The 18,404-nt window shown below is 59.5% G+C and carries 16 protein-coding genes; 11 read left to right on the plus strand and 5 right to left on the minus strand.

Annotated features, from left to right (window positions below; all coding sequences use genetic code 11):
- The first annotated feature begins 301 nt into the window (after window positions 1-301).
- The 5 genes from ACB040_RS17120 (at window position 302) to ACB040_RS17140 (ending at window position 7,057) form a co-directional block, all read left to right on the plus strand.
- Window positions 302-1,504: an acetate kinase gene (locus tag ACB040_RS17120; RefSeq protein WP_005349210.1), complete on the plus strand. Its 1,203-nt coding sequence runs from the start codon at window positions 302-304 to the stop codon at window positions 1,502-1,504.
- Between the two features lie 55 nt (window positions 1,505-1,559).
- A complete protein-coding gene (gene pta, locus ACB040_RS17125) occupies window positions 1,560-3,740 on the plus strand; it encodes a phosphate acetyltransferase (RefSeq protein ID WP_005339119.1) in 2,181 nt (726 codons plus the stop codon).
- Window positions 3,741-4,117: 377 nt separating this feature from the next.
- Window positions 4,118-4,438: a ComEA family DNA-binding protein gene (locus ACB040_RS17130; RefSeq protein WP_338773802.1), complete on the plus strand. Its 321-nt coding sequence runs from the start codon at window positions 4,118-4,120 to the stop codon at window positions 4,436-4,438.
- Between the two features lie 96 nt (window positions 4,439-4,534).
- Window positions 4,535-5,446 carry a UTP--glucose-1-phosphate uridylyltransferase GalU gene (galU, locus tag ACB040_RS17135; RefSeq protein ID WP_005339121.1) on the plus strand — a complete coding sequence of 304 codons (912 nt, stop codon included), beginning with the start codon at window positions 4,535-4,537 and terminating at the stop codon, window positions 5,444-5,446.
- 213 nt (window positions 5,447-5,659) lie between these two features.
- The gene (locus tag ACB040_RS17140) at window positions 5,660-7,057 is read left to right on the plus strand and encodes a peptide MFS transporter (protein ID WP_005339123.1); all 1,398 of its coding nucleotides are present in this window, start codon (window positions 5,660-5,662) and stop codon (window positions 7,055-7,057) included.
- Between the two features lie 74 nt (window positions 7,058-7,131).
- On the opposite strand, the gene ACB040_RS17145 is transcribed toward ACB040_RS17140, so the two are convergent.
- Window positions 7,132-8,103 carry a response regulator gene (locus ACB040_RS17145; protein WP_144713690.1) on the minus strand — a complete coding sequence of 324 codons (972 nt, stop codon included), beginning with the start codon at window positions 8,101-8,103 and terminating at the stop codon, window positions 7,132-7,134.
- A 240-nt stretch (window positions 8,104-8,343) separates the two neighbouring features.
- Here ACB040_RS17145 and ACB040_RS17150 point away from each other — a divergent pair, with 240 nt between their 5' ends.
- From ACB040_RS17150 to ACB040_RS17160, 3 genes are all read left to right on the plus strand, one after another.
- The gene (locus ACB040_RS17150) at window positions 8,344-9,042 is read left to right on the plus strand and encodes a DnaT-like ssDNA-binding domain-containing protein (protein ID WP_338773800.1); all 699 of its coding nucleotides are present in this window, start codon (window positions 8,344-8,346) and stop codon (window positions 9,040-9,042) included.
- Between the two features lie 71 nt (window positions 9,043-9,113).
- On the plus strand, window positions 9,114-9,968 hold the full coding sequence (locus ACB040_RS17155; protein ID WP_042010405.1) for a DnaA ATPase domain-containing protein: 855 nt from the start codon (window positions 9,114-9,116) through the stop codon (window positions 9,966-9,968).
- Between the two features lie 133 nt (window positions 9,969-10,101).
- Window positions 10,102-10,737, plus strand: coding sequence for an SDR family oxidoreductase (locus tag ACB040_RS17160; RefSeq protein WP_338773797.1), 636 nt, complete (start codon window positions 10,102-10,104; stop codon window positions 10,735-10,737).
- A 130-nt stretch (window positions 10,738-10,867) separates the two neighbouring features.
- Here the strand turns inward: ACB040_RS17160 and ACB040_RS17165 are convergent, their stop codons facing one another.
- From ACB040_RS17165 to ACB040_RS17180, 4 genes are all read right to left on the minus strand, one after another.
- Window positions 10,868-12,064: an ABC transporter permease gene (locus tag ACB040_RS17165; protein WP_338773795.1), complete on the minus strand. Its 1,197-nt coding sequence runs from the start codon at window positions 12,062-12,064 to the stop codon at window positions 10,868-10,870.
- The gene (locus ACB040_RS17170) at window positions 12,064-13,218 is read right to left on the minus strand and encodes an ABC transporter permease (RefSeq protein ID WP_201994584.1); all 1,155 of its coding nucleotides are present in this window, start codon (window positions 13,216-13,218) and stop codon (window positions 12,064-12,066) included. The genes ACB040_RS17165 and ACB040_RS17170 overlap by 1 nt, the downstream gene beginning before the upstream one ends.
- Window positions 13,218-14,222 (minus strand): HlyD family secretion protein, encoded by a 1,005-nt coding sequence (locus ACB040_RS17175; protein ID WP_371155747.1) that lies wholly within the window; start codon window positions 14,220-14,222, stop codon window positions 13,218-13,220. The genes ACB040_RS17170 and ACB040_RS17175 overlap by 1 nt, the downstream gene beginning before the upstream one ends.
- 73 nt (window positions 14,223-14,295) lie before the next feature.
- On the minus strand, window positions 14,296-15,693 hold the full coding sequence (locus ACB040_RS17180; RefSeq protein ID WP_371155749.1) for a TolC family protein: 1,398 nt from the start codon (window positions 15,691-15,693) through the stop codon (window positions 14,296-14,298).
- Between the two features lie 292 nt (window positions 15,694-15,985).
- Here ACB040_RS17180 and dusB point away from each other — a divergent pair, with 292 nt between their 5' ends.
- The 3 genes from dusB (at window position 15,986) to ACB040_RS17195 (ending at window position 18,268) form a co-directional block, all read left to right on the plus strand.
- On the plus strand, window positions 15,986-16,951 hold the full coding sequence (dusB, locus tag ACB040_RS17185) for a tRNA dihydrouridine synthase DusB (RefSeq protein ID WP_040064999.1): 966 nt from the start codon (window positions 15,986-15,988) through the stop codon (window positions 16,949-16,951).
- A 26-nt stretch (window positions 16,952-16,977) separates the two neighbouring features.
- Window positions 16,978-17,274 (plus strand): DNA-binding transcriptional regulator Fis, encoded by a 297-nt coding sequence (gene fis / locus ACB040_RS17190; RefSeq protein ID WP_005309538.1) that lies wholly within the window; start codon window positions 16,978-16,980, stop codon window positions 17,272-17,274.
- Between the two features lie 112 nt (window positions 17,275-17,386).
- On the plus strand, window positions 17,387-18,268 hold the full coding sequence (locus tag ACB040_RS17195) for a DMT family transporter (protein WP_371155751.1): 882 nt from the start codon (window positions 17,387-17,389) through the stop codon (window positions 18,266-18,268).
- Window positions 18,269-18,404 lie beyond the last annotated feature (136 nt).

Consider the following 18,404-nt stretch of genomic DNA (forward strand, 5'->3'; position numbering starts at 1 on the left):
ACCTCCGAGCGCTTTTTGAACGTACTAACGGCAAAACCTCGACAAAATTTGATGCAAAGTAACAAAGGTTGAGGATGACTTTGTTATTTTTCAACAATCGGGTTATCCTTTGTACGCCCATTTTTGCGTCAAAAGCTTCTTGCTATTGACCTGTCAGGGACGTCTGGATTTCGGGTCTTGTATCACTATACAAGGGGCAAGCAACAGATTGCCAACCCTCATAAGGATAAGTTGAAAGTTTTTGGCCGCACCGCGTCCAACGCATCCGCCTACACAACCCAATCTGCGATAGGATTTATTCATGAGTAAGCTGGTTCTTGTTCTTAACTGTGGCAGCTCTTCCCTGAAGTTTGCCGTCATTGACGCAACCACCGGTGATGACCTGCTGTCCGGCCTGGCCGAGTGCTTCAACCTCGACGACGCCCGCATCAAGTGGAAACTGAATGGCGAGAAAGGCAGTGCCGATCTGGGCGCGGGTGCCGCTCACCAGGAAGCGCTGGACTTCATCGTCAACAAGATCCTGCCGCTCAATCCGGAACTGTCCAAGAACCTGATCGCCATCGGTCACCGTGTTGTTCACGGTGGCGAGCGCTTCACCTCTTCCGTTGTCATCTGCGAAGACGTGATCGCCGGCATCGAAGCCGCCGTTCCGTACGCACCGCTGCACAACCCGGCTCACCTGATCGGTATCCGTGAAGCTCGCCGCGTATTCCCGGCGCTGGCAGACAAGAACGTGGCCGTATTCGATACCGCGTTCCACCAGACCATGCCGGAAGAAGCCTTCCTGTACGCTCTGCCGTACAAACTCTACAAAGAGAACGGCATCCGTCGCTACGGCGCTCACGGCACCAGCCACTACTACATCAGCCTGGAAGCTGCCAAGCAGCTGAACAAGCCGGTTGAAGAGCTGAACATCATCAACTGCCACTTGGGCAACGGCGGTTCCGTCTGCGCTATCAAGAACGGCAAATCTGTTGATACCTCCATGGGTCTGACCCCGCTGGAAGGTCTGGTGATGGGTACCCGCTCCGGCGATCTGGACCCGGCCATCATCTTCTTCCTGCACGACAAGCTGGGCATGAGCGTTGCTGATATCAACACCATGCTGACCAAAGAGTCCGGCCTGCAGGGTCTGACCGAAGTAACCTCCGACTGCCGTTTTGTTGAAGACAACTACGACAGCAAAGAAGAAGCCAAGCGTGCTATGGACGTTTACTGCTATCGCCTGGCCAAGTACATCGGCGCCTACGCTGCCGCCATGGACGGTCGTCTGGACGCCGTTGTTTTCACCGGTGGTATCGGTGAAAACTCTGCCCCGATCCGTGAAATCACCCTGAACAAGCTGGGTCTGCTGGGCTTTGACGTTGATCACGACGCCAACCTGAAGGCTCGTTTCGGCAAGGGTGGCGAGATCACCAAGGCTGGTTCTACCAAGGCTCTGGTTATCCCGACCAACGAAGAGTGGGTTATCGCCCACGACGCGCTGGAACTGGTCGGCGCTTAATTGACGCAGTAACTCGAGGCCGCCCACCAGGGCGGCCTTTTCCTGATCCCAAAAAATGAACAAGGGGTATAAAGTGGCACGCACTATTATGCTTATCCCGGTCGGCACTGGTGTCGGCGTAACTTCCGTGAGTCTGGGCGTTGTTCGCGCCATGGAGCGTCACGGTGTCAATGTCAGCTTCTTCAAACCGGTTGCCCAGCCGCGTCCGGGTGAAACCGGTGCCGAGCGCTCAACCGCCGTTATCCGCGCTGCTGCCAACATCAACCCACCCGAGCCGTTCACCCTCTCCTACGCCGAGAACATGATCAGCTCCAGCAACACCGACATCCTGCTGGAAGAGATCGTTGCCCGCTTCGAAGAGCACGTGAAATCCAGTGGTGCCGAAGTGCTGGTTGTCGAAGGTATGGTGCCGACCGACAAGCAGCCCTTTGCCAACAAGCTGAACTACGACGTTGCCAAGGCGCTGGATGCCGACATGGTATTCGTGACCCACCCGGGCCATGACTCCAGCCAGAAGCTGAAAGAGCGCATCGAACTGGCCTGCTCCAACTTCGGTGGTGTCAACAACCCCCGCATCGTTGGTTGCGTGATCAACAAGGTTGGCGCGCCGGTTGACGAGCATGGCGTAACCCGCCCTGACCTGACCGAGATGTTCGAAGCCCATCACCACGCTTCCGACGCCGCCCACAACCTGGAAGTGCTGCAAGTGTTTGGCAAGAGCCCGCTGCGCATCCTGGGTTGCATCCCCTGGAACACCCAGCTGATCGCCCCGCGCGCCAAGGATCTCGCCAAGCATCTGGCCGCCAAGATCCTGCACAAAGGCGAGCTGGATAGCCGTCGCCTGCAGACCGTGACCTTCTGCGCCCGCTCCATCCACAACATGGTCGAGCACTTCCGTCCGGGCAGCCTGCTGGTCACCTCCGGCGACCGCTCTGACGTCATCGTCTCCGCCTGCCTCTCCGCCATGAACGGCGTCAAGCTGGGCGCCCTGCTGCTGACCGGCAACTATCATCCGGAGCCGCAGGTAATGGCGCTGTGCCAACAGGCCATGGCCACCGGCCTGCCGATCATGATGACCGGTACCAACACCTGGCAGACCGCCGTCAGCCTGCAGAACTTCAACGTCGATATTCCGGAAGATGACCGCGAGCGTATCGAGCTGGTACAGGACTACGTCGCTGGCCACATCGACAAGCACTGGATCGAGTCACTGACTGTCAGCTCTACCCGTTCCCGTCGTCTGAGCCCGCCGGCATTCCGTTATCAGCTGACCGAGCTGGCCCGTCAGGCCAACAAGCGTGTCGTGCTGCCGGAAGGCGACGAGCCGCGCACCATCAAGGCTGCCGCCATCTGTGCCGAGCGTGGCATTGCCCGTCCGGTGCTGCTGGGTAACCCGGAAGAGATCCGTCGCGTTGCCGAGCAGCAGGGTGTAGTTCTGACCGATCGCGTCGAGATCATCGATCCGGCCGTTGTGCGCGAGCGCTATGTGCCGCGTCTGGTCGAGCTGCGCAAGAACAAGGGCATGACCGAAGTGGTTGCCCGCGAGCAGCTGGAAGACAACGTGGTACTGGGTACCATGATGCTGGAGCGCAATGAAGTTGACGGCCTGGTATCCGGCGCGGTGCACACCACTGCCAACACCATCCGTCCGCCGATGCAGATCATCAAGACAGCTCCGGGCTCTTCCCTGATCTCCTCCATCTTCTTCATGCTGCTGCCTGACCAGGTGCTGGTCTACGGTGACTGCGCGATCAACCCGGATCCGACTGCCGAGCAGCTGGCCGAGATCGCCATCCAGTCCGCCGACTCCGCTGCCGCTTTCGGCATCGAGCCGCGCGTCGCCATGATCTCCTACTCTACCGGCACCTCTGGCGCTGGTGCCGATGTAGAGAAAGTGCGTGAAGCGACCGAGCTGGCCAAAGCCAAGCGCCCCGACCTCATCATCGACGGCCCGCTGCAGTACGACGCGGCCATCATGGAGAACGTGGCCAAGTCCAAGGCACCGAACTCACCGGTTGCCGGTAAAGCTACCGTGTTCGTCTTCCCTGACCTGAATACCGGTAACACCACTTACAAAGCGGTGCAGCGTTCCGCTGACCTGGTCTCCATCGGCCCCATGCTGCAAGGCATGCGCAAGCCGGTCAACGACCTCTCCCGTGGCGCCCTGGTTGACGACATCGTCTACACCATCGCCCTGACCGGTATCCAGGCTGCCCAAGCTGACGAACAAGCCTAATCAGTGCCTGTCTGAAAAAACCGATCACAAAGGCTGCTCACCCCAAGTGAGCAGCCTTTTTTCTTGGTTCTCTTTTGAAGACCAGTGAAACATGCCACCAGCGCAGTGTTGCGTAGAATAATGCCATGCGGTGCGCCAGCAACAGCTTTAGCGGAACCTCTCGGGAAAGCGTGCCCGCCACCTTAAAGATTCATCTAAAATAGATTAAAGATCATACGGTTGGATATATGAGAGCATTCATAGCTAAGCGCTTATAGCAAATATTTCGCCATCGGCATGAGGATTTAACCTGTTAGAAATAGCAGTGAAAAAGACCCGTTCGATACGCTATTCATCAATGTGCCACTCGGCAATATCCACATCATGGAGGAATGGAAATGCTGATGAAGAAGCTCTCTGCAGTCATGCTGCTGGCCTGCTTGCCCCTGTTCAGCCAACCTGTGCTGGCCGCAGATAAGGCAGCACCCAAGCAAACAACCACAGCCGAGGTCGCCAAGGAAGCCGGCAAGCTGAATATCAATACGGCCACCATTGCCGAACTCACCAGCCTGAAAGGGATTGGCGACAAGAAGGCACAAGCCATCGTCGACTATCGGGAAAAACAGGGAAAGTTCACCTCAGTCGATCAGCTGGCAGATGTCAATGGCATTGGCCCGGCCACGCTGGAAGCCAACCGTGACATGATCATCGTCAAATAACGTCCGAGCTCTGCATATACGAATGGGGCAGCCTGTGGCTGCCCCATTTTTCTTGGAGTATCATGGCCGCACTTTAATCCCGCTGGATAGTTTTCCATGAAAAAGACTCCTCTGACAGTTCGCAAGGCCGTGCTCCCGGTAGCCGGTCTGGGTACCCGTATGCTGCCAGCCACCAAGGCCATCCCGAAAGAGATGTTGCCGGTGGTCGACAAACCGCTGATCCAGTACGTAGTGCGCGAAGCCATCGCCGCCGGTATCAAGGAGATCGTGCTGGTCACCCACTCGAGCAAAAACTCCATCGAAAACCACTTCGACAAGAGTTTCGAGCTGGAAGCGACCCTCGAAAAGCGAGTCAAGCGTCAGCTGCTGGAAGAGGTGCAACAGATCTGCCCGAAAGACGTCACTATCATGCACGTCCGTCAGGGTGAGGCCAAAGGTCTGGGCCACGCTGTGTTGTGCGCCCGCCCGCTGATCGGTGACAACCCCTTCGCCGTGCTGCTGCCGGATGTACTGATTGATGAAGTGGCCAGCGACCCGAAAAAAGACAACCTGGCCGAGATGGTACACATGTTCGAAGAGAACCAGATCAGCCAGATCATGGTGGAAGCGGTTCCCGAGAGCGAAGTGGACAAGTACGGCATCGCCGACATCAAGGGCGAGGCCCTGAGCGAGGGGATGTCCCTGCCGATGCAGGCCATTGTCGAGAAGCCGCCCCGTGACGAAGCCCCCTCCAATCTGGCGGTGGTGGGTCGTTACGTCCTCTCCTCCAATATCTGGCCGCTGCTGGAGAAGACCCCGGCCGGTGCCGGTGACGAGATCCAGCTGACTGACGCCATCGCCATGCTGATGGAACAGGAGCAGGTCAACGCCTACTTCATGAAGGGCAAGAGCCACGATTGCGGCAGCAAGCTCGGTTACATGAAAGCCAATGTGGAATATGGTGTGCGCCATCACGAGCTGAATGGTGAATTCATCGGCTGGCTGAAGCAGTTCGTCAAGCAGTTGTAATCGCTGATAAATCTGTTTTTTATAGACGTATTTAAGGGGCATCAAATGATGCCCCTTTTTCATTTTTGCAACAAAAAATCAATCAAGAGTAAATAAACTCTCAGCAAATCATAATGTTGTAATTTATTCACACATGCTCTATAAGGATTGAGGCGTGTTTCTCGCCCTTGCATAAAAAACTCAAAAAAATATAAGACACAGGTGGAAGTTCCAATGAATAACCCGTCAAAAGGGACCTTTTTAGGTCACCCTAAAGGGCTTTTTTTGCTCTTTAGTACCGAACTGTGGGAGAGATTCTCCTATTACGGCATGCGTGCCGTGCTGGTGCTCTATTTGACCGACCTGACTGCCAACGGCGGTCTGGGCTGGAGTCAGGCAGATGCCCTCAAACTCTACGGTATCTATACCGGTCTGGTTTATATCACTCCGCTGATCGGCGGCTGGCTGGCTGACACCTTCCTGGGTCAACGTCGCGCCATCCTAATCGGTGCCGTGCTGATGGCCGCAGGTCAGTTCACTCTGGCACTACCCCACGCCATGTTCCCGGATATGGTCAACACCATGTTCTACGCGGGCCTCGCGCTGCTGATCGTGGGTAACGGCCTGTTCAAACCGAACATCTCCACCATGGTGGGTGACCTCTATGAAGAGGGCGATCACCGCCGTGATGGTGCTTTCACCATCTTCTACATGGGTATCAATCTGGGTTCCCTGCTGGCAGGTGTGATCTGTGGTGCTGCCGCTACGGCCTACGGCTGGCAAGCAGCCTTCGTCGGCGCCGGTATCGGTATGCTGCTCTCTCTGGTGATCCAGGCCACCATGGCCCAGCGTTTCCTGGGTGACATCGGTCGCGTCACTGCCGCCCAGCGCGCAGCCGCCCTGCGTACTACCGAGCAGAAAGCACCGCTGACCAAGCAGGAAGTGGATCGCATCAAGGTTATCCTGGTACTGGGTCTGTTCACCATCATCTTCTGGGCCGGTTTCGAGCAGGCCGGTGGTCTGATGAACCTCTACACCCAGGAGTATACCGACCGCATGATCGGCAGCTTCGAAGTGCCGACCGCCTGGTTCCAGTCCCTGAACCCCTTCTTCATCATCACCCTGGCACCGGTCGTTGCGGCCATCTGGATCAAGCTCGGCAAGAAAGAGCCGAACTCTCCTGTGAAATTCGCCATGGGTCTGCTGTTCCTGGCTATCGGCTTCCTGTTCATGGTTGGTGCCGTGCTGCAGCAGGGTGGTGACAACACCGTCAAGACCTCCATGTTCTGGCTGGTAGGTGCTTACCTATTCCACACCCTGGGCGAGCTCTGCCTCTCTCCGATCGGCCTCTCCATGGTGACCAAACTGGCTCCGCTGCGTCTGGCTTCCCTGATGATGGGTGCCTGGTTTGGCTTCGTTGCCCTGGCCAACTACGCTGCGGGCTTTATCGGCTCCTTCGTGGGTGAAGCCGGCCCGATCGCCATCTTCGGTGGCATCGCCCTGGCGGCGATACTGAGCGCCCTGATCCTGCTGACCATGGCCAACCGCCTGGTTTACTGGATGCACGGTGCCGAAGGCCCGGCCAAAGAGCCGCAAGCTCAAGAGAAAAAACTGCACTCCGCCACCGTCTAAACGATCAGGATTGTAAACAACAAACAGGGCGCCTATCGGCGCCCTGTTTGTTTTAGCCTGTTTATCAGGCGGCATCAGTGATGACGAACCTGCACATCCAGCGAGCCGCCGCTGTCGCTGCGAAACTGCAGGGCGAACGGTTCATGCCAGCTGCGTTTGTGCAGGGCGTAGTGGCTGCTGCGCATCAGACCAAGGGGTAGCCCACCGGAGCGCATCAGCCAGTGGGGAGAGGTGAGCCCGGCGTTGGCAAACACCAACCCATCATGCTGATCAAACAGCAGCGCCGCCATGGCAAAAGAGTGGCGAAGCCCGGACGCCATCAACTGATGGTTGAGGTAGTCGAGCAACCGGTGCGGCTGGCTCAGCAACCGGCTCTCGTTCTGCTGAAACTGGCGATAGGGGACGTTCATCAAGGATCGCACCAGTGCCCCACAAAATGCCGCATCCGTACCCATGATCGGCAGCTCCATCACCAGCACCAGCAGCTTGTCTTCCACCTTGAAGGTATCGGGAATAAACAACTGCCCCAGCCCCTTGAACGTGACCTGCCAGGGGCCCCACTCCTGCAAGCCCGGCGGCTTGAGCCCCGCCAGCAGGCGGCTAGCCGCCTTGTCGTGGGCACTGAAATAGTCGATGTGATCCATCAGCTCCAGCTGCTGCGCCCGGTTGCCGCTGCCGTTGAGACACTGTTCGATACTGCGCTCGACCAGCGCATAATCCTCGAGGGGTTTGAGCAGATAGTCCCGCGCACCGGCACGCAAGGCGCTGGCGACCGCCTCCATGGTGCTCTGGGCCGAAATAACGATCACCGGGATATGGGGATAGCGCGCAGAGAGGCAGGCGATCACCTCGTGGCCATCCATATTGGGCATATTGAGATCGCAGAGCACCACATCAGGATGGTAGAGGGCCGCCGCCGATAGCCCCTCAATACCATCTTCGGCCTGAAAGACCGTTGCCCCGTCCCGTGCGAGGTAACTCACTAACGAGTGGCGAAAAACGGCCTCGTCCTCCACCACCAGGATCCGTAGCCCGGCTTTTGACATCTTGATAAAGCTCTTATTAGTCAATTGGTTATTTAGGTATTAAGACTAGCTCAAAAGTCCGGCATCCGCGGAAACCCTGCGTCAAAAGTAGACCTCGATCATACGATGGCATCAAGAGAACCCCATCCGTCCGCGCAGCTCTATTCACTCGGGAGGCCCCACGACTACGACCGCCATCCGAATTGTGCAAGTGGGCGCCATAAGGGATAATGCCCCCCACTCCAGCTCGTGAAGAAGACCATGACCCCAGCCGAATACAGCGCCCTTGCCCACCCCAGATTGTCCCATCCGGCTCGCAGTCTCTACACCCTGCAGCTGCGCCGACTGGTACTGGAAAATCAGGCGGCCAGGCTCAACTATCCCGAGCTGGGTCGGGCGCTGGCGGTGGTCGATCCGGGTGATCCCAGCGGCTTCTCGTTTCAGGTCAATGCCCGCCAACTCACCGAGCTGTTCAATGAACTGATGGAGGCTGGCCTGCTGCAGGTCGAGGCGCAGCCCGAGAGTGAGCACTACCACCAGTGCCCGTTCCAATTGCCGCTGCTGACCCAGAAACTGCGCAGCCCGCTGCCGGAGCGCCCCTTCCAGATGCATCTGCAATGGCGTCCGGACGAAGAGCTGCCCGCCCTCGCCCGTCTGTGCGGGGTGATCGATGCCAGCTACAGCGAAGAGGATCTGGGGGAGTTTATCGCCTACTGGCTGGGGCGCCCCGAGGTGTTCGACTCCCAACATCAATGGATGCTCAAGTTCATTCGCGCCCTCAAGACCCGCCGCTATACCCGTCGCAAACCGATGGAGGTGCAGGGCTACCAGCAGGTGACGCCGGCCCCGGCAGAGTCGGGCCCCAGCAAACGGGCCCAACAGATGATTGAAGAGGCCAAGCGACTGGCCCAACAGCAGACGCAAGAACCCGCAGCGCAGCAGGAGCCGGATAATGATTGATAGCGGCCCCCGCCTGCAGGCAGAATCAATCCCCTGTCTACCCATCCCTGATCGAGCAGAAGGAGCACTCCATGACTGACCCGCAAGATCCCCTGCGCCAGGAGCTGGAAGAGATCGAAGCCAAGCGCCAGAAGATCGCCAAGGCCAAGCAGGATCACCGTATTCACGACCCGGAATTGAGCCGCCATGTGGGTGGCCTGCTGGAGCGCATTCGTCGCCTACAGCAAGAGACCGGCGGCGGCCAGTATGACTACGAGACCCTGCGCAAGGAGTACGACGCCAAGGCCAACGCCGAGGTGCGCGAGCTGCAGAAGGCGGCCCGTCAGGAGCGGATCCAGAAGCTGATCGCCCAGGCCGACCTCAACCCTGACTGGGTATTTGACAAGATGGATGCCACAGATCCGGCGCTGCAATATCCCATCGAGACCGCCCGTTACTTTATCAGCGGTTTCGAGCACTGGGAGAAGAGCGGTGGCGGCTGCATGCTGATCTACGGCGACTACGGCACCGGCAAGTCGACCCTGGCGGGGGCGGTAGCGCATGAGCTGATCGCCCGTCACCAGAAATCGGTGATCTTCCAGCAGTGGGCCTCCATCGTCGATCGGCTGTTCTTCAACGTGATCCCCGATCAGGACGAGCGCAACCAGTACCGCCGCGCACTGGAAGAGGTGGATCTGCTGATCATCGACGAGGTATCGGCCAACCGCGCCAAGATGGCGGAGAGCCAGTCCAGCTTCCTCGGCCACCTGCTGCGCCGCCGTCGCAACCTGTCAAAGAGCGTCATCATCATCACCAACCACACGCCCCAGAGCCTGCATCAGGCGATCGGTGATTTCAGCTATGAGGCGATCAAGGCATTCAATCCGGTGGATATCCACTTGAGCGGCCCCAGCCGTCGCCCCAGCATCGGCAACTACAACGGCTGATGCTTCTCAAAGAGTGCGAGTCGCTGACGGCTCGCACTCTCTCCTCCCTGTCAGCTCACAAATAGAAACAACTCTCATTTACAGCAAGCAAACAAGCCACTAGGCTAGCCCCTTTTGCCAAGGGAGCTCATCTATGCCAACCACACTGATTTTCGGAGCCAGCCGCGGGCTGGGCCGCACCTTTACTCATCACGCCCTGAACCAAGGGCACCGGGTCGTTGCGCTGGTGCGCAGCCCCGAGATGGCCATGGAACTGAGTGCGCTGGGAGTTGAGGTGATCGAGGGGGATGCGCTTGATCCGGCTGCGGTGCAGCAGGCATGTGTTCTGGCGGGGCAAGATGCACAGGTCGTCTCTACACTGGGCAGCTTCCGTCAAGCCGAGCCGGTGGACTATCAGGGCAACCGCCATGTAATCGATGCCATGGATCAGGCAGGCCTGAAACGGCTGCTGTTGGTCACCTCCCTCGGCTGCGGCGACAGCTGGCAATATCTGCCTGAGCGGGCCCGCGCCGCCTTCGGTCATGAAGTGCGTCTCAAGAGTCTGGCGGAGAGCTGGCTGCAGACCAGCGCCCTCGCATGGACCATTCTGCGCCCGGCGGGCCTGCAGGATGGCGACGCCACCGGCTGCGCCGAGCTGAGTCAGGGCAAGGAGGTACACGGACTGGTGCGCCGTGCCGATGTGGCCGCCCAAGGGCTGCGCCTGCTGGCGGATGAGACAGCGGTGGGACAGATCTACGCCATCGGGGATCCCACGCTCCAGCGCGGCTAAAGCAGCAGTAAAACCGCTTAACCCTACCACATAACAAAACGGTCAACCCAAGGGCTGACCGTTTTCGCTTTACCGCACATGCAATCTCACGGGCGCTTGCACCATCTCACGGACGCTTGCGCCATCCCGCTTAACCGGCAGTCGTCTCACTCTGTACGATCGGCTGACTGGCCACCGGCAACGACGGCTGCCGCCAACGCAGCAGCAGGCAGGCCAGCACACCGTAAAGCAGCGCCAGACCCCACAGCTGCCACCAGTAGCGGGAGACCTGCGCAAAGTCGGCCCCCATCTGGTTGAGGCGCAGAAAACCCTCGATGGCGGGGATAGTGGGCACCCACTGAGCGAGCCAGTTGAGAAGCGCCGGGATCAGCTCGAGCGGCCAGATAAAGCCCGCCAGAAAGACCAGCGGCAGGGAGGAGATGAGTACTACCTGAGTTGGCAGATCGCGCCGGGTAAAGATCGCCCCCAGCACCACGCCAAACCAGCAGGTCGCCAGCAGGAACGGCAGGGCGAACAGCCAAAGCTGCACCGGGTCGGCATGACGAGCGATATTGTAGTGATCGAAGCAGAAGCCGAGGAAGTAGCTCACCGGCAGCAGGAACAACCCAGCCAGTACCAGGGTTCTGGCCAGCAGTAGCGGCAATACAGGCGCGCTTTGCCAGTAACCATGCTCGCCGCGACAACTGCGCTGGTTCTGGGTCGCCCCCAGGATCCCCGCCCCCATCAGCAACACCTGATGGAGGATCAGCACAAATACCGCCGGCACCACGTAGTTGACGTAGCCCATGGTGGGATTGAACACCGGCACCACGTTGAGGGCCACCGCATTCCAGCCCATGGCCGCTTGTGGCAGCGCTTCGCCGTGGCTCAACAGCCGCACCACCTTCACCTGCGCGGCGAGAGTGCCGCCAGCCTGCGCCAGCCCCTCGGCAATGGTACCGTAGACCAGAAAGTAGGAGGCATCACCGGCATAACTCAGGGTGACGCTCTTGCCCAGCATCAGATCCCGATAGAAGTGGTTGGGGATATGCAGGATCCCGCTCGCCTTCCCGGTCATCATCAGCTGCCGCGCTTCATCCAGCGAATTGGCCCGCGCTACCAGTTTCACCTGCGGCGTGGCATCGGCCATAAATTCCAGCTGACGCGACAGCTGACTGCCATCTTCATTGACCACCACCACCGCCTCTTCCCGCGGTAGTTGATGCAGATAGGGTTGGGGGTAGAGGAAGGAGTAGAAGAACACCCCGCCAAACAGGGTGAGCATGATGGCGCGATCCGCCAGCAGGGTGCGCAACTCGAGGCGCAACAGATCGACAAATCCCAGCATCACTCAGGCTCCTTTTCGGCGACTGCCACTGCGGCTGATTGACGGGCCAGCTCGGCCTGCTGCTTGTAACGACGTACCACCAGCAGCAAGGGGAGCAGAAACAGCAGCAGCGCCCCCAGTTGCGGCAGGGCGGATGCGAGCGGCAGACCGTAGTTGCTCTGACCAATCTGCAGCTCGACATAGTGAGAGACCGGCAACAGGCTGCGCCAGAAGCGGGCGAAATCCCCCATGGCACTCACCGGAAAGGTGACCCCCATAAAGGCAAAACCGGGCGCAGTGTAAGCCCCCGCCAGCGACAGGGCGCGCGCCGGATCCCGGATGATGCCGTAAAAGAAGGCCCCCATGGTGACGCAGGCGGCCGAGGCGAGCCCCAGCCCCACCAGCAATACCAGCCAGCTACCGTGCATGGGGTAGGAGAAGCCCTTGAACAGCAGCAGCGTCCAGACAATCCCCCAGCCCCAGCCAATCAGCACGTGGGGCAGCAGGGTGCGCCAGAGACCAAACCAGACACCGCGAGTGGTCCAGTCCAGCCCCAGCCGATCGGTACGGGCCAGCGCATTGAGGCCAAACAGCACCACCAGAATCTGCCATACCGCGGGCAGAATGGCACTCAGCAGAAACTGGGCGTAGCTGGAGTTGAGGTTATAGAGCGCCGTCACCTGACTGCTGATGGGCACCGACTGCCCGAGTGCGCCGGGCAGCGCCTTGCCGTCAGCCATCGCCTCCAGCACGCCGACCTGACCGTTAAGGGTGCCTACCACCTGCGCCAGCGCCGAGTTGACAAGCTTGGCGATCAGGATGAACTGGCCGTTGTTGAACACCGTCACCTGTGGCTGGGTGCCCTGACGGGCATCCCGCTCCAGATGGTTGGGGATCACCACCAGCGCATAGATGTCGCCACCGCGCAGGGCTCGGGCTCCGGCATCGATGGAGTCAAACTGTTGCGCCACCTTGAGCCCGGCTGAGCCATCCAGCGAGAAGGCGAGCTGGCGCGAGAGCACGCTGTGGTCGAGATCCACCAGCCCAACTTTGAGGTCGCGAGCCAGCCCTGCCGAGAAGATCCAGCAGAGGATCCCCATCAGCAGCAGCGGCACCCAGCTCATCAGGGCACGGCTGAACGGATCCTGCCACAGCAGCCGAAATTCACGTCCCATCAGAGTTCAACCAGCACACTCATGCCAACCCGCAGCCCCTCAACCGGTTGCAGCGGGCGAGCCTCCACCTGGAAGCTCTTCATATCGAAACCCTGACGGGTATCGGTGGCGCGCCAGGTGGCAAAATCCCCCATCACGGCCACATGGGTCACCTTGAAGCGCACCATCTGATCGCCAAGACCCGGGATGCGGGCATCAAACTCGGTACCGACCTGGAAGCGGGGCAGCAGATCCTCGCGAACGTGGAACTGGGCCCAGGCATCGCTCATGTCGAGCAGGGTCACCACCGGGAAACCTTGTGGCGCCAGCTCGCCGCTGCGCAGCAGCACCTGACTCACTTCACCATTGTGGGGGCTGGTGATGCGGGTATCGGCCAGATAGGCCTCAACCTCGGCAACAGAACCCGCCGCCATCTTGGCCTTCTCGCGAGCGGCGATCTTGGTCTCTTCCCGCGCCCCTTCCAACGCCATCTGGTACTGTTGCCACGCCATCCCTTCGCTGTAGCGTGCAGCTTGCCAGGCCGTCCACGCCTCGTCGCGTTTTTGCAGCGGCATTACGCCATCGCGGTGCAGACTGGCCACCCGCTCATAGGTCTTGCCACGCAGCTGGGCGGCAGCCTTGGCTTTTTGCCACTGATCCTTGGCAGCGGCGATCTGCTGGGCTCGGGCCCCTTTCTCGGCCTCTTGCGCCATGGCGCCCGCAGCGGCCTCACCGGCCTTGGCCTGGCTCAGCTTGGCTTCGATCTCGGGGCTCGCCAGGGTAAAGACCAGCTGATCCTTGGCCAGCTGATCGCCCTTTTTCACCAGCACCTCGTCGATGCGACCCGGCACCTTGGAGGAGACCGAATACTGCTGCGCTTCAATTTGCCCTTGCAGATGCACCGGCTCGGGCTGATAAGCGAGCCAGAAGCGCCAGCCGAGCCACACCACCAGGATCACCAGCGCCAGCGGCAACAACAGCGGTTTACCCTGGCTCATCTTCTTTTTGATGGGGGGATGGCTCATCACTTCACCTCGACAAACGGGCGACCCTTGACGGTCGGAAAAGACATGAAAAAAGGAACAGACAGGGCCGGGATCATGAGTTCACCTCGATCACCTGACCATGCTGATATTGATTGAAACTGTTCATCTGGCCGGAGAGCGCCAGCAGGCGGGCCAGCGACACCACATATTGATAGGCCGCCGCCGCGCGCTGAGTCTTCACCCCCGCCAGCTGGTTTTGGGCATCCACCACATCGAGGGAAGTAGAGAGCCCCTGCCCGAAGGCCTTGTCCCGCAGCAGCACGTTCTCCTCGGCCAACGCCTGAGTGGAAGAGAGGGATTGATACTCCTCCAGCCCCTGCGCCGCTTCGCGCCAGGTCTTCTCAACGAGCAACTCCAGATCCTGACGGGTCTTGGCCTGCAGCAGATTGACCTGCAACTCGGCACTCTTGGCGGCCTGCACCGTCTCGGAGCGGCCATCGCGGCTCACCAGTGGCATGCTGACCCCCACCCCCACCAGCCAGTCCGGCGCAGTCTTGGAGGCGAGTGAATCATCTTCATAGAGGTTGTAGTTGCCGAACAGGAACACCTCGGGGGCATATTTGCCCTGCTCGACCCGGATCAGCCCCTTGGCCTGCTCCTTCTTGGCGCTGAGCAGCTTGAGACCGGGGTGCACCTCCAGGGTCTGGCTCACCAACCCCTCGAGGCGCGGCAGATCCTTGTTGACGAACAGGCCGCTGCCCGGCTGGGCATCTGGCAACTTCAGCATGCGGCCGAGGGCCAGTTCGGCGATCTCGAGGCTGCGGCGCGCCTTCTGGGTATCGATGCGCGCTCTGTCATAGGCCGACTGGGCGGAGAGACGCTCCACCCTGGCTATCTGGCCCTGCGCTTCTAGCTTCTTGGCATGATCCAGATGGTGGGCCAGCCCCTCTTCGATCTCCTGTTTGGTCTGCACCACCTGAGCAGCCAGCACCACGCCGAAATAGGTCTGGGAGAGGCTCTCGAAGGTCGATTGCTGCTTGAGCACCAGCAGTTGCTGCGCCTCGCTCACCTGCGCCTGGCGGATATCCTGCGCCGCATCGATGCGACCACCGGCAAACAGCGGCCAGAGCATCTTGACCGAGCTGGTCACTACATTCTGTTTGGTCAGGGGGGTGACAAATGCGTTGGCCCCGACCCCGAACAGGCTGCCGAGTGCCAGGAGCAGATCTTTCTGCTTGGCCAGCGGATTGAGATCGAGGGCATCAAGTTCAATCGGCTGATCAAGATGGGTATAGCTAGCCCCCAGATCCACCTTGGGCAGATACATGTCCTTGGCCGCCTCGCGCAGCTGCTTGGCCCGATCGACCCCGGCCTGCTCGGCAGCCAGCCCTTCATCCTGCTGGATGACCCGGGTCCAGGCTTCGCCGAAACTGATGGTTTGCGCCTGCGCCGACCCCAGCACGGCCCCCATCAGACACGGCCAGAGTGATTTAATGAACCTTGACGTCATAGATCCCCAATCCGCTTTTGTTGCATAAATGTTTGGAGCATTTGCTCGATTTAAGCCCGCTATCATAACGCAAAGCGGGCCTGCAAGTGGACTGACAATTATGCAGGCGTCCGACCCGAATGGTACAGCGCTCACTCTCCGTCAATCTGGCCGTTTTTCAATAACTCCAGAATTTGCAAGCCTTGGCGCGACGTTTTTTTCAGAAAAAAATGGCTGACGCTCAAATACTAACCTTTTCTCCTGCCTAAAAAATGCGTAATATACGCCGCCCTAAGCCGATGGTAACCGTGGAATGCAGATAGGTCCCCACACGCTTGAAACTCCCTTGATTGTGGCTCCCATGGCCGGTGTAACTGACCGACCATTCCGTGAACTTTGTTTGCGATTGGGGGCTGGCATGGCCGTTTCCGAGATGCTGCTGGCCAACCCGGATGTCTGGGATACCCAGAAAACCCGGATGAGGATGGATCACTCTGCAGAAGGCGGATTGCGATCGGTCCAGATTGCCGGAGCCGACCCCGAGATGATGGCGTTTGCTGCCCGCTACAACGTTGAGCAGGGCGCACAGATCGTCGACATCAACATGGGATGTCCGGCAAAAAAAGTGAATAAGAAGTTGGCAGGTTCTGCCCTGCTGCGAGCCCCCGATCAGGTCAAAGCAATTTGCCAGGCCGTGGTGGATGCAGTGGAGGTGCCTGTCACCTTGAAGATCCGCACAGGATGGGATCCGGATAACCGCAATGGCGTGGAGATCGCCCGAATCGCCGAAGATTGCGGTATCGCGGCCCTTGCCGTGCATGGTCGTACCCGTGCCTGCCTCTACAAGGGCGAAGCGGAGTACGACACGATCAGGGCGATTAAGCAGGCCGTATCGATTCCTGTTGTCGCCAATGGTGACATCAACAGCCCGGAGAAAGCCCGGTATGTCCTCGACTATACCGGTGTCGACGCCGTGATGATCGGCCGAGCTGCGCAAGGACGACCCTGGATTTTCCGGGAAATCCGTCATTTTCTTGAGACGGGCACCAAGCTGCCGCCTCCCGAGAGGGAAGAGGTTCGCACCCTGATGAACGAGCATGTAACCAACCTGCACCGGTTTTATGGTGCATATCTGGGAGCGCGCATAGCCCGTAAACACGTGGGCTGGTATCTGGATGAAGAAGAGACGGGCCGAGAATTCCGTAAGCACTTCAATGCCCTGGATTGCGCAGACGCGCAACTTGAGGCACTCGAAGCGTATTTCGATGGATTAGGTTAACAAGATAACTAAAGAGCCGACCGAATATGTTCGAACAAACCCTGACTTCTGATGCATTGGTAACAACTACTCACAATCACGCTGCCGAGCCGACCCAGCGCCCCCTGCGTGACTCTGTGCAACAGGCCCTGCGTAACTACCTGGCCCAGTTGAACGGTCAGGAAGTGATTGATCTGTACGATATGGTTCTCTCCGAAGTCGAAGCGCCGATGCTGGACGTGATCATGCAGTACACCCGTGGTAACCAGACTCGCGCTGCCGTGATGATGGGTATCAACCGTGGCACCCTGCGCAAGAAGCTCAAGCGTTACGGCATGAACTGATTGCTGGCCGCGAGCCGCGACGGCGGTTCAAGGCAGATGCGAAAGGCGCCAGGTAGCAATACCTGGCGCCTTTCCTTTATGCTCTCCCATCCATTTCACCATGGCGACCCCGATGAACCGCACTCCCCTGCTGCTGATGGTACTGGTCACCCTGCTGGCCGCTGCCGGCTGGCTCTTCTCGAAAGAGGCGATCCGCGAACTGCCCCCTGCCGCCTTTATCGGCAGCCGCTTCCTGCTGGCCGCGCTGCTGTTGCTCCCCCTAGCCTGGCTGCGTGAACCGCCGCCGACTCGCGCCCAACTGGTGCGGGCTAGCGGTTGCGGCACATTACTCGGTGCCAGCCTGCTGCTGTGGGTCACTGCCATCAGCCAGAGCGATGCGCTGGGCAGCGGCGCCTTTATCATGAGCGTCGCGACCCTGATGGCCCCGCTGGCCGCCTGGGGAGCCTTTCGGGCCAAGCCTGGCCGCCACTACTGGCTCACCCTACCCATCGCCATCGTGGGCCTGTTGCTGCTCTCCAGCAGTACCCACTGGGGCGTGTCGCTCTCGCTGTTCTGGTTTCTGGCGGCGGCCACCACTCTCGGCATCCAGCTTGCCGTCCATCGCCACTTCGCCCAATCCATAGCCCCTACCTGGCTCACCTGCATCCAGCTGGCGATGACCGGCCTGCTCGGCACCCTGCTCTCCCTGCTGACCGAACAGTGGCCCGAGGCTGGAGTCAGCCACGGCATCTGGGGCTGGTTTGCGGCGAGCGTCTTGATCGCCACCACATTGCGCTACTGGCTGCTCACTCACGCATTGAGCAAGATGACCACTGCCCACGCCGCCCTAATGATGCTGCTGGAACCGGTCTGGACCCTGATCCTGAGCACCCTCTTCTATAGCGAACCCCTCGGCGGCGCCAAACTGGCCGGAGCCGGACTGGTGCTCGGCGCCCTGGTGCTCTACCAACTGCCCCTGCTGCTGCGCAGCGCACGGCTCAAAACGCCCGTCTGATACGCGTCACCGTCCTGCGGGGCGGTGTCACCATTTCCCTCATGTTTGCTTATCTTGTCCTGCCAATGCTGACGTTCTGTTAACGACATTTAACCCTTGGTATCCAGAGGGTTAAAGGGCATACCCCATGAAAAAA

Origin of the sequence: Aeromonas sp. S11(2024), from assembly GCF_041402345.1 — a bacterium.
Taxonomy (GTDB): Bacteria; Pseudomonadota; Gammaproteobacteria; order Enterobacterales; family Aeromonadaceae; genus Aeromonas; species Aeromonas veronii.

What these genes read in the sequence shown, in the direction of transcription:
- ACB040_RS17120 (WP_005349210.1), top strand. Translation starts at nt 302, where the DNA reads ATGAGTAAGCTGGTTCTTGTTCTTAACTGTGGCAGCTCTTCCCTGAAG.
- pta (WP_005339119.1), top strand. Translation starts at nt 1,560, where the DNA reads ATGAACAAGGGGTATAAAGTGGCACGCACTATTATGCTTATCCCGGTC.
- ACB040_RS17130 (WP_338773802.1), top strand. Translation starts at nt 4,118, where the DNA reads ATGCTGATGAAGAAGCTCTCTGCAGTCATGCTGCTGGCCTGCTTGCCC.
- galU (WP_005339121.1), top strand. Translation starts at nt 4,535, where the DNA reads ATGAAAAAGACTCCTCTGACAGTTCGCAAGGCCGTGCTCCCGGTAGCC.
- ACB040_RS17140 (WP_005339123.1), top strand. Translation starts at nt 5,660, where the DNA reads ATGAATAACCCGTCAAAAGGGACCTTTTTAGGTCACCCTAAAGGGCTT.
- ACB040_RS17145 (WP_144713690.1), bottom strand. Translation starts at nt 8,103, where the DNA reads ATGTCAAAAGCCGGGCTACGGATCCTGGTGGTGGAGGACGAGGCCGTT.
- ACB040_RS17150 (WP_338773800.1), top strand. Translation starts at nt 8,344, where the DNA reads ATGACCCCAGCCGAATACAGCGCCCTTGCCCACCCCAGATTGTCCCAT.
- ACB040_RS17155 (WP_042010405.1), top strand. Translation starts at nt 9,114, where the DNA reads ATGACTGACCCGCAAGATCCCCTGCGCCAGGAGCTGGAAGAGATCGAA.
- ACB040_RS17160 (WP_338773797.1), top strand. Translation starts at nt 10,102, where the DNA reads ATGCCAACCACACTGATTTTCGGAGCCAGCCGCGGGCTGGGCCGCACC.
- ACB040_RS17165 (WP_338773795.1), bottom strand. Translation starts at nt 12,064, where the DNA reads ATGCTGGGATTTGTCGATCTGTTGCGCCTCGAGTTGCGCACCCTGCTG.
- ACB040_RS17170 (WP_201994584.1), bottom strand. Translation starts at nt 13,218, where the DNA reads ATGGGACGTGAATTTCGGCTGCTGTGGCAGGATCCGTTCAGCCGTGCC.
- ACB040_RS17175 (WP_371155747.1), bottom strand. Translation starts at nt 14,222, where the DNA reads ATGAGCCATCCCCCCATCAAAAAGAAGATGAGCCAGGGTAAACCGCTG.
- ACB040_RS17180 (WP_371155749.1), bottom strand. Translation starts at nt 15,693, where the DNA reads ATGACGTCAAGGTTCATTAAATCACTCTGGCCGTGTCTGATGGGGGCC.
- dusB (WP_040064999.1), top strand. Translation starts at nt 15,986, where the DNA reads ATGCAGATAGGTCCCCACACGCTTGAAACTCCCTTGATTGTGGCTCCC.
- fis (WP_005309538.1), top strand. Translation starts at nt 16,978, where the DNA reads ATGTTCGAACAAACCCTGACTTCTGATGCATTGGTAACAACTACTCAC.
- ACB040_RS17195 (WP_371155751.1), top strand. Translation starts at nt 17,387, where the DNA reads ATGAACCGCACTCCCCTGCTGCTGATGGTACTGGTCACCCTGCTGGCC.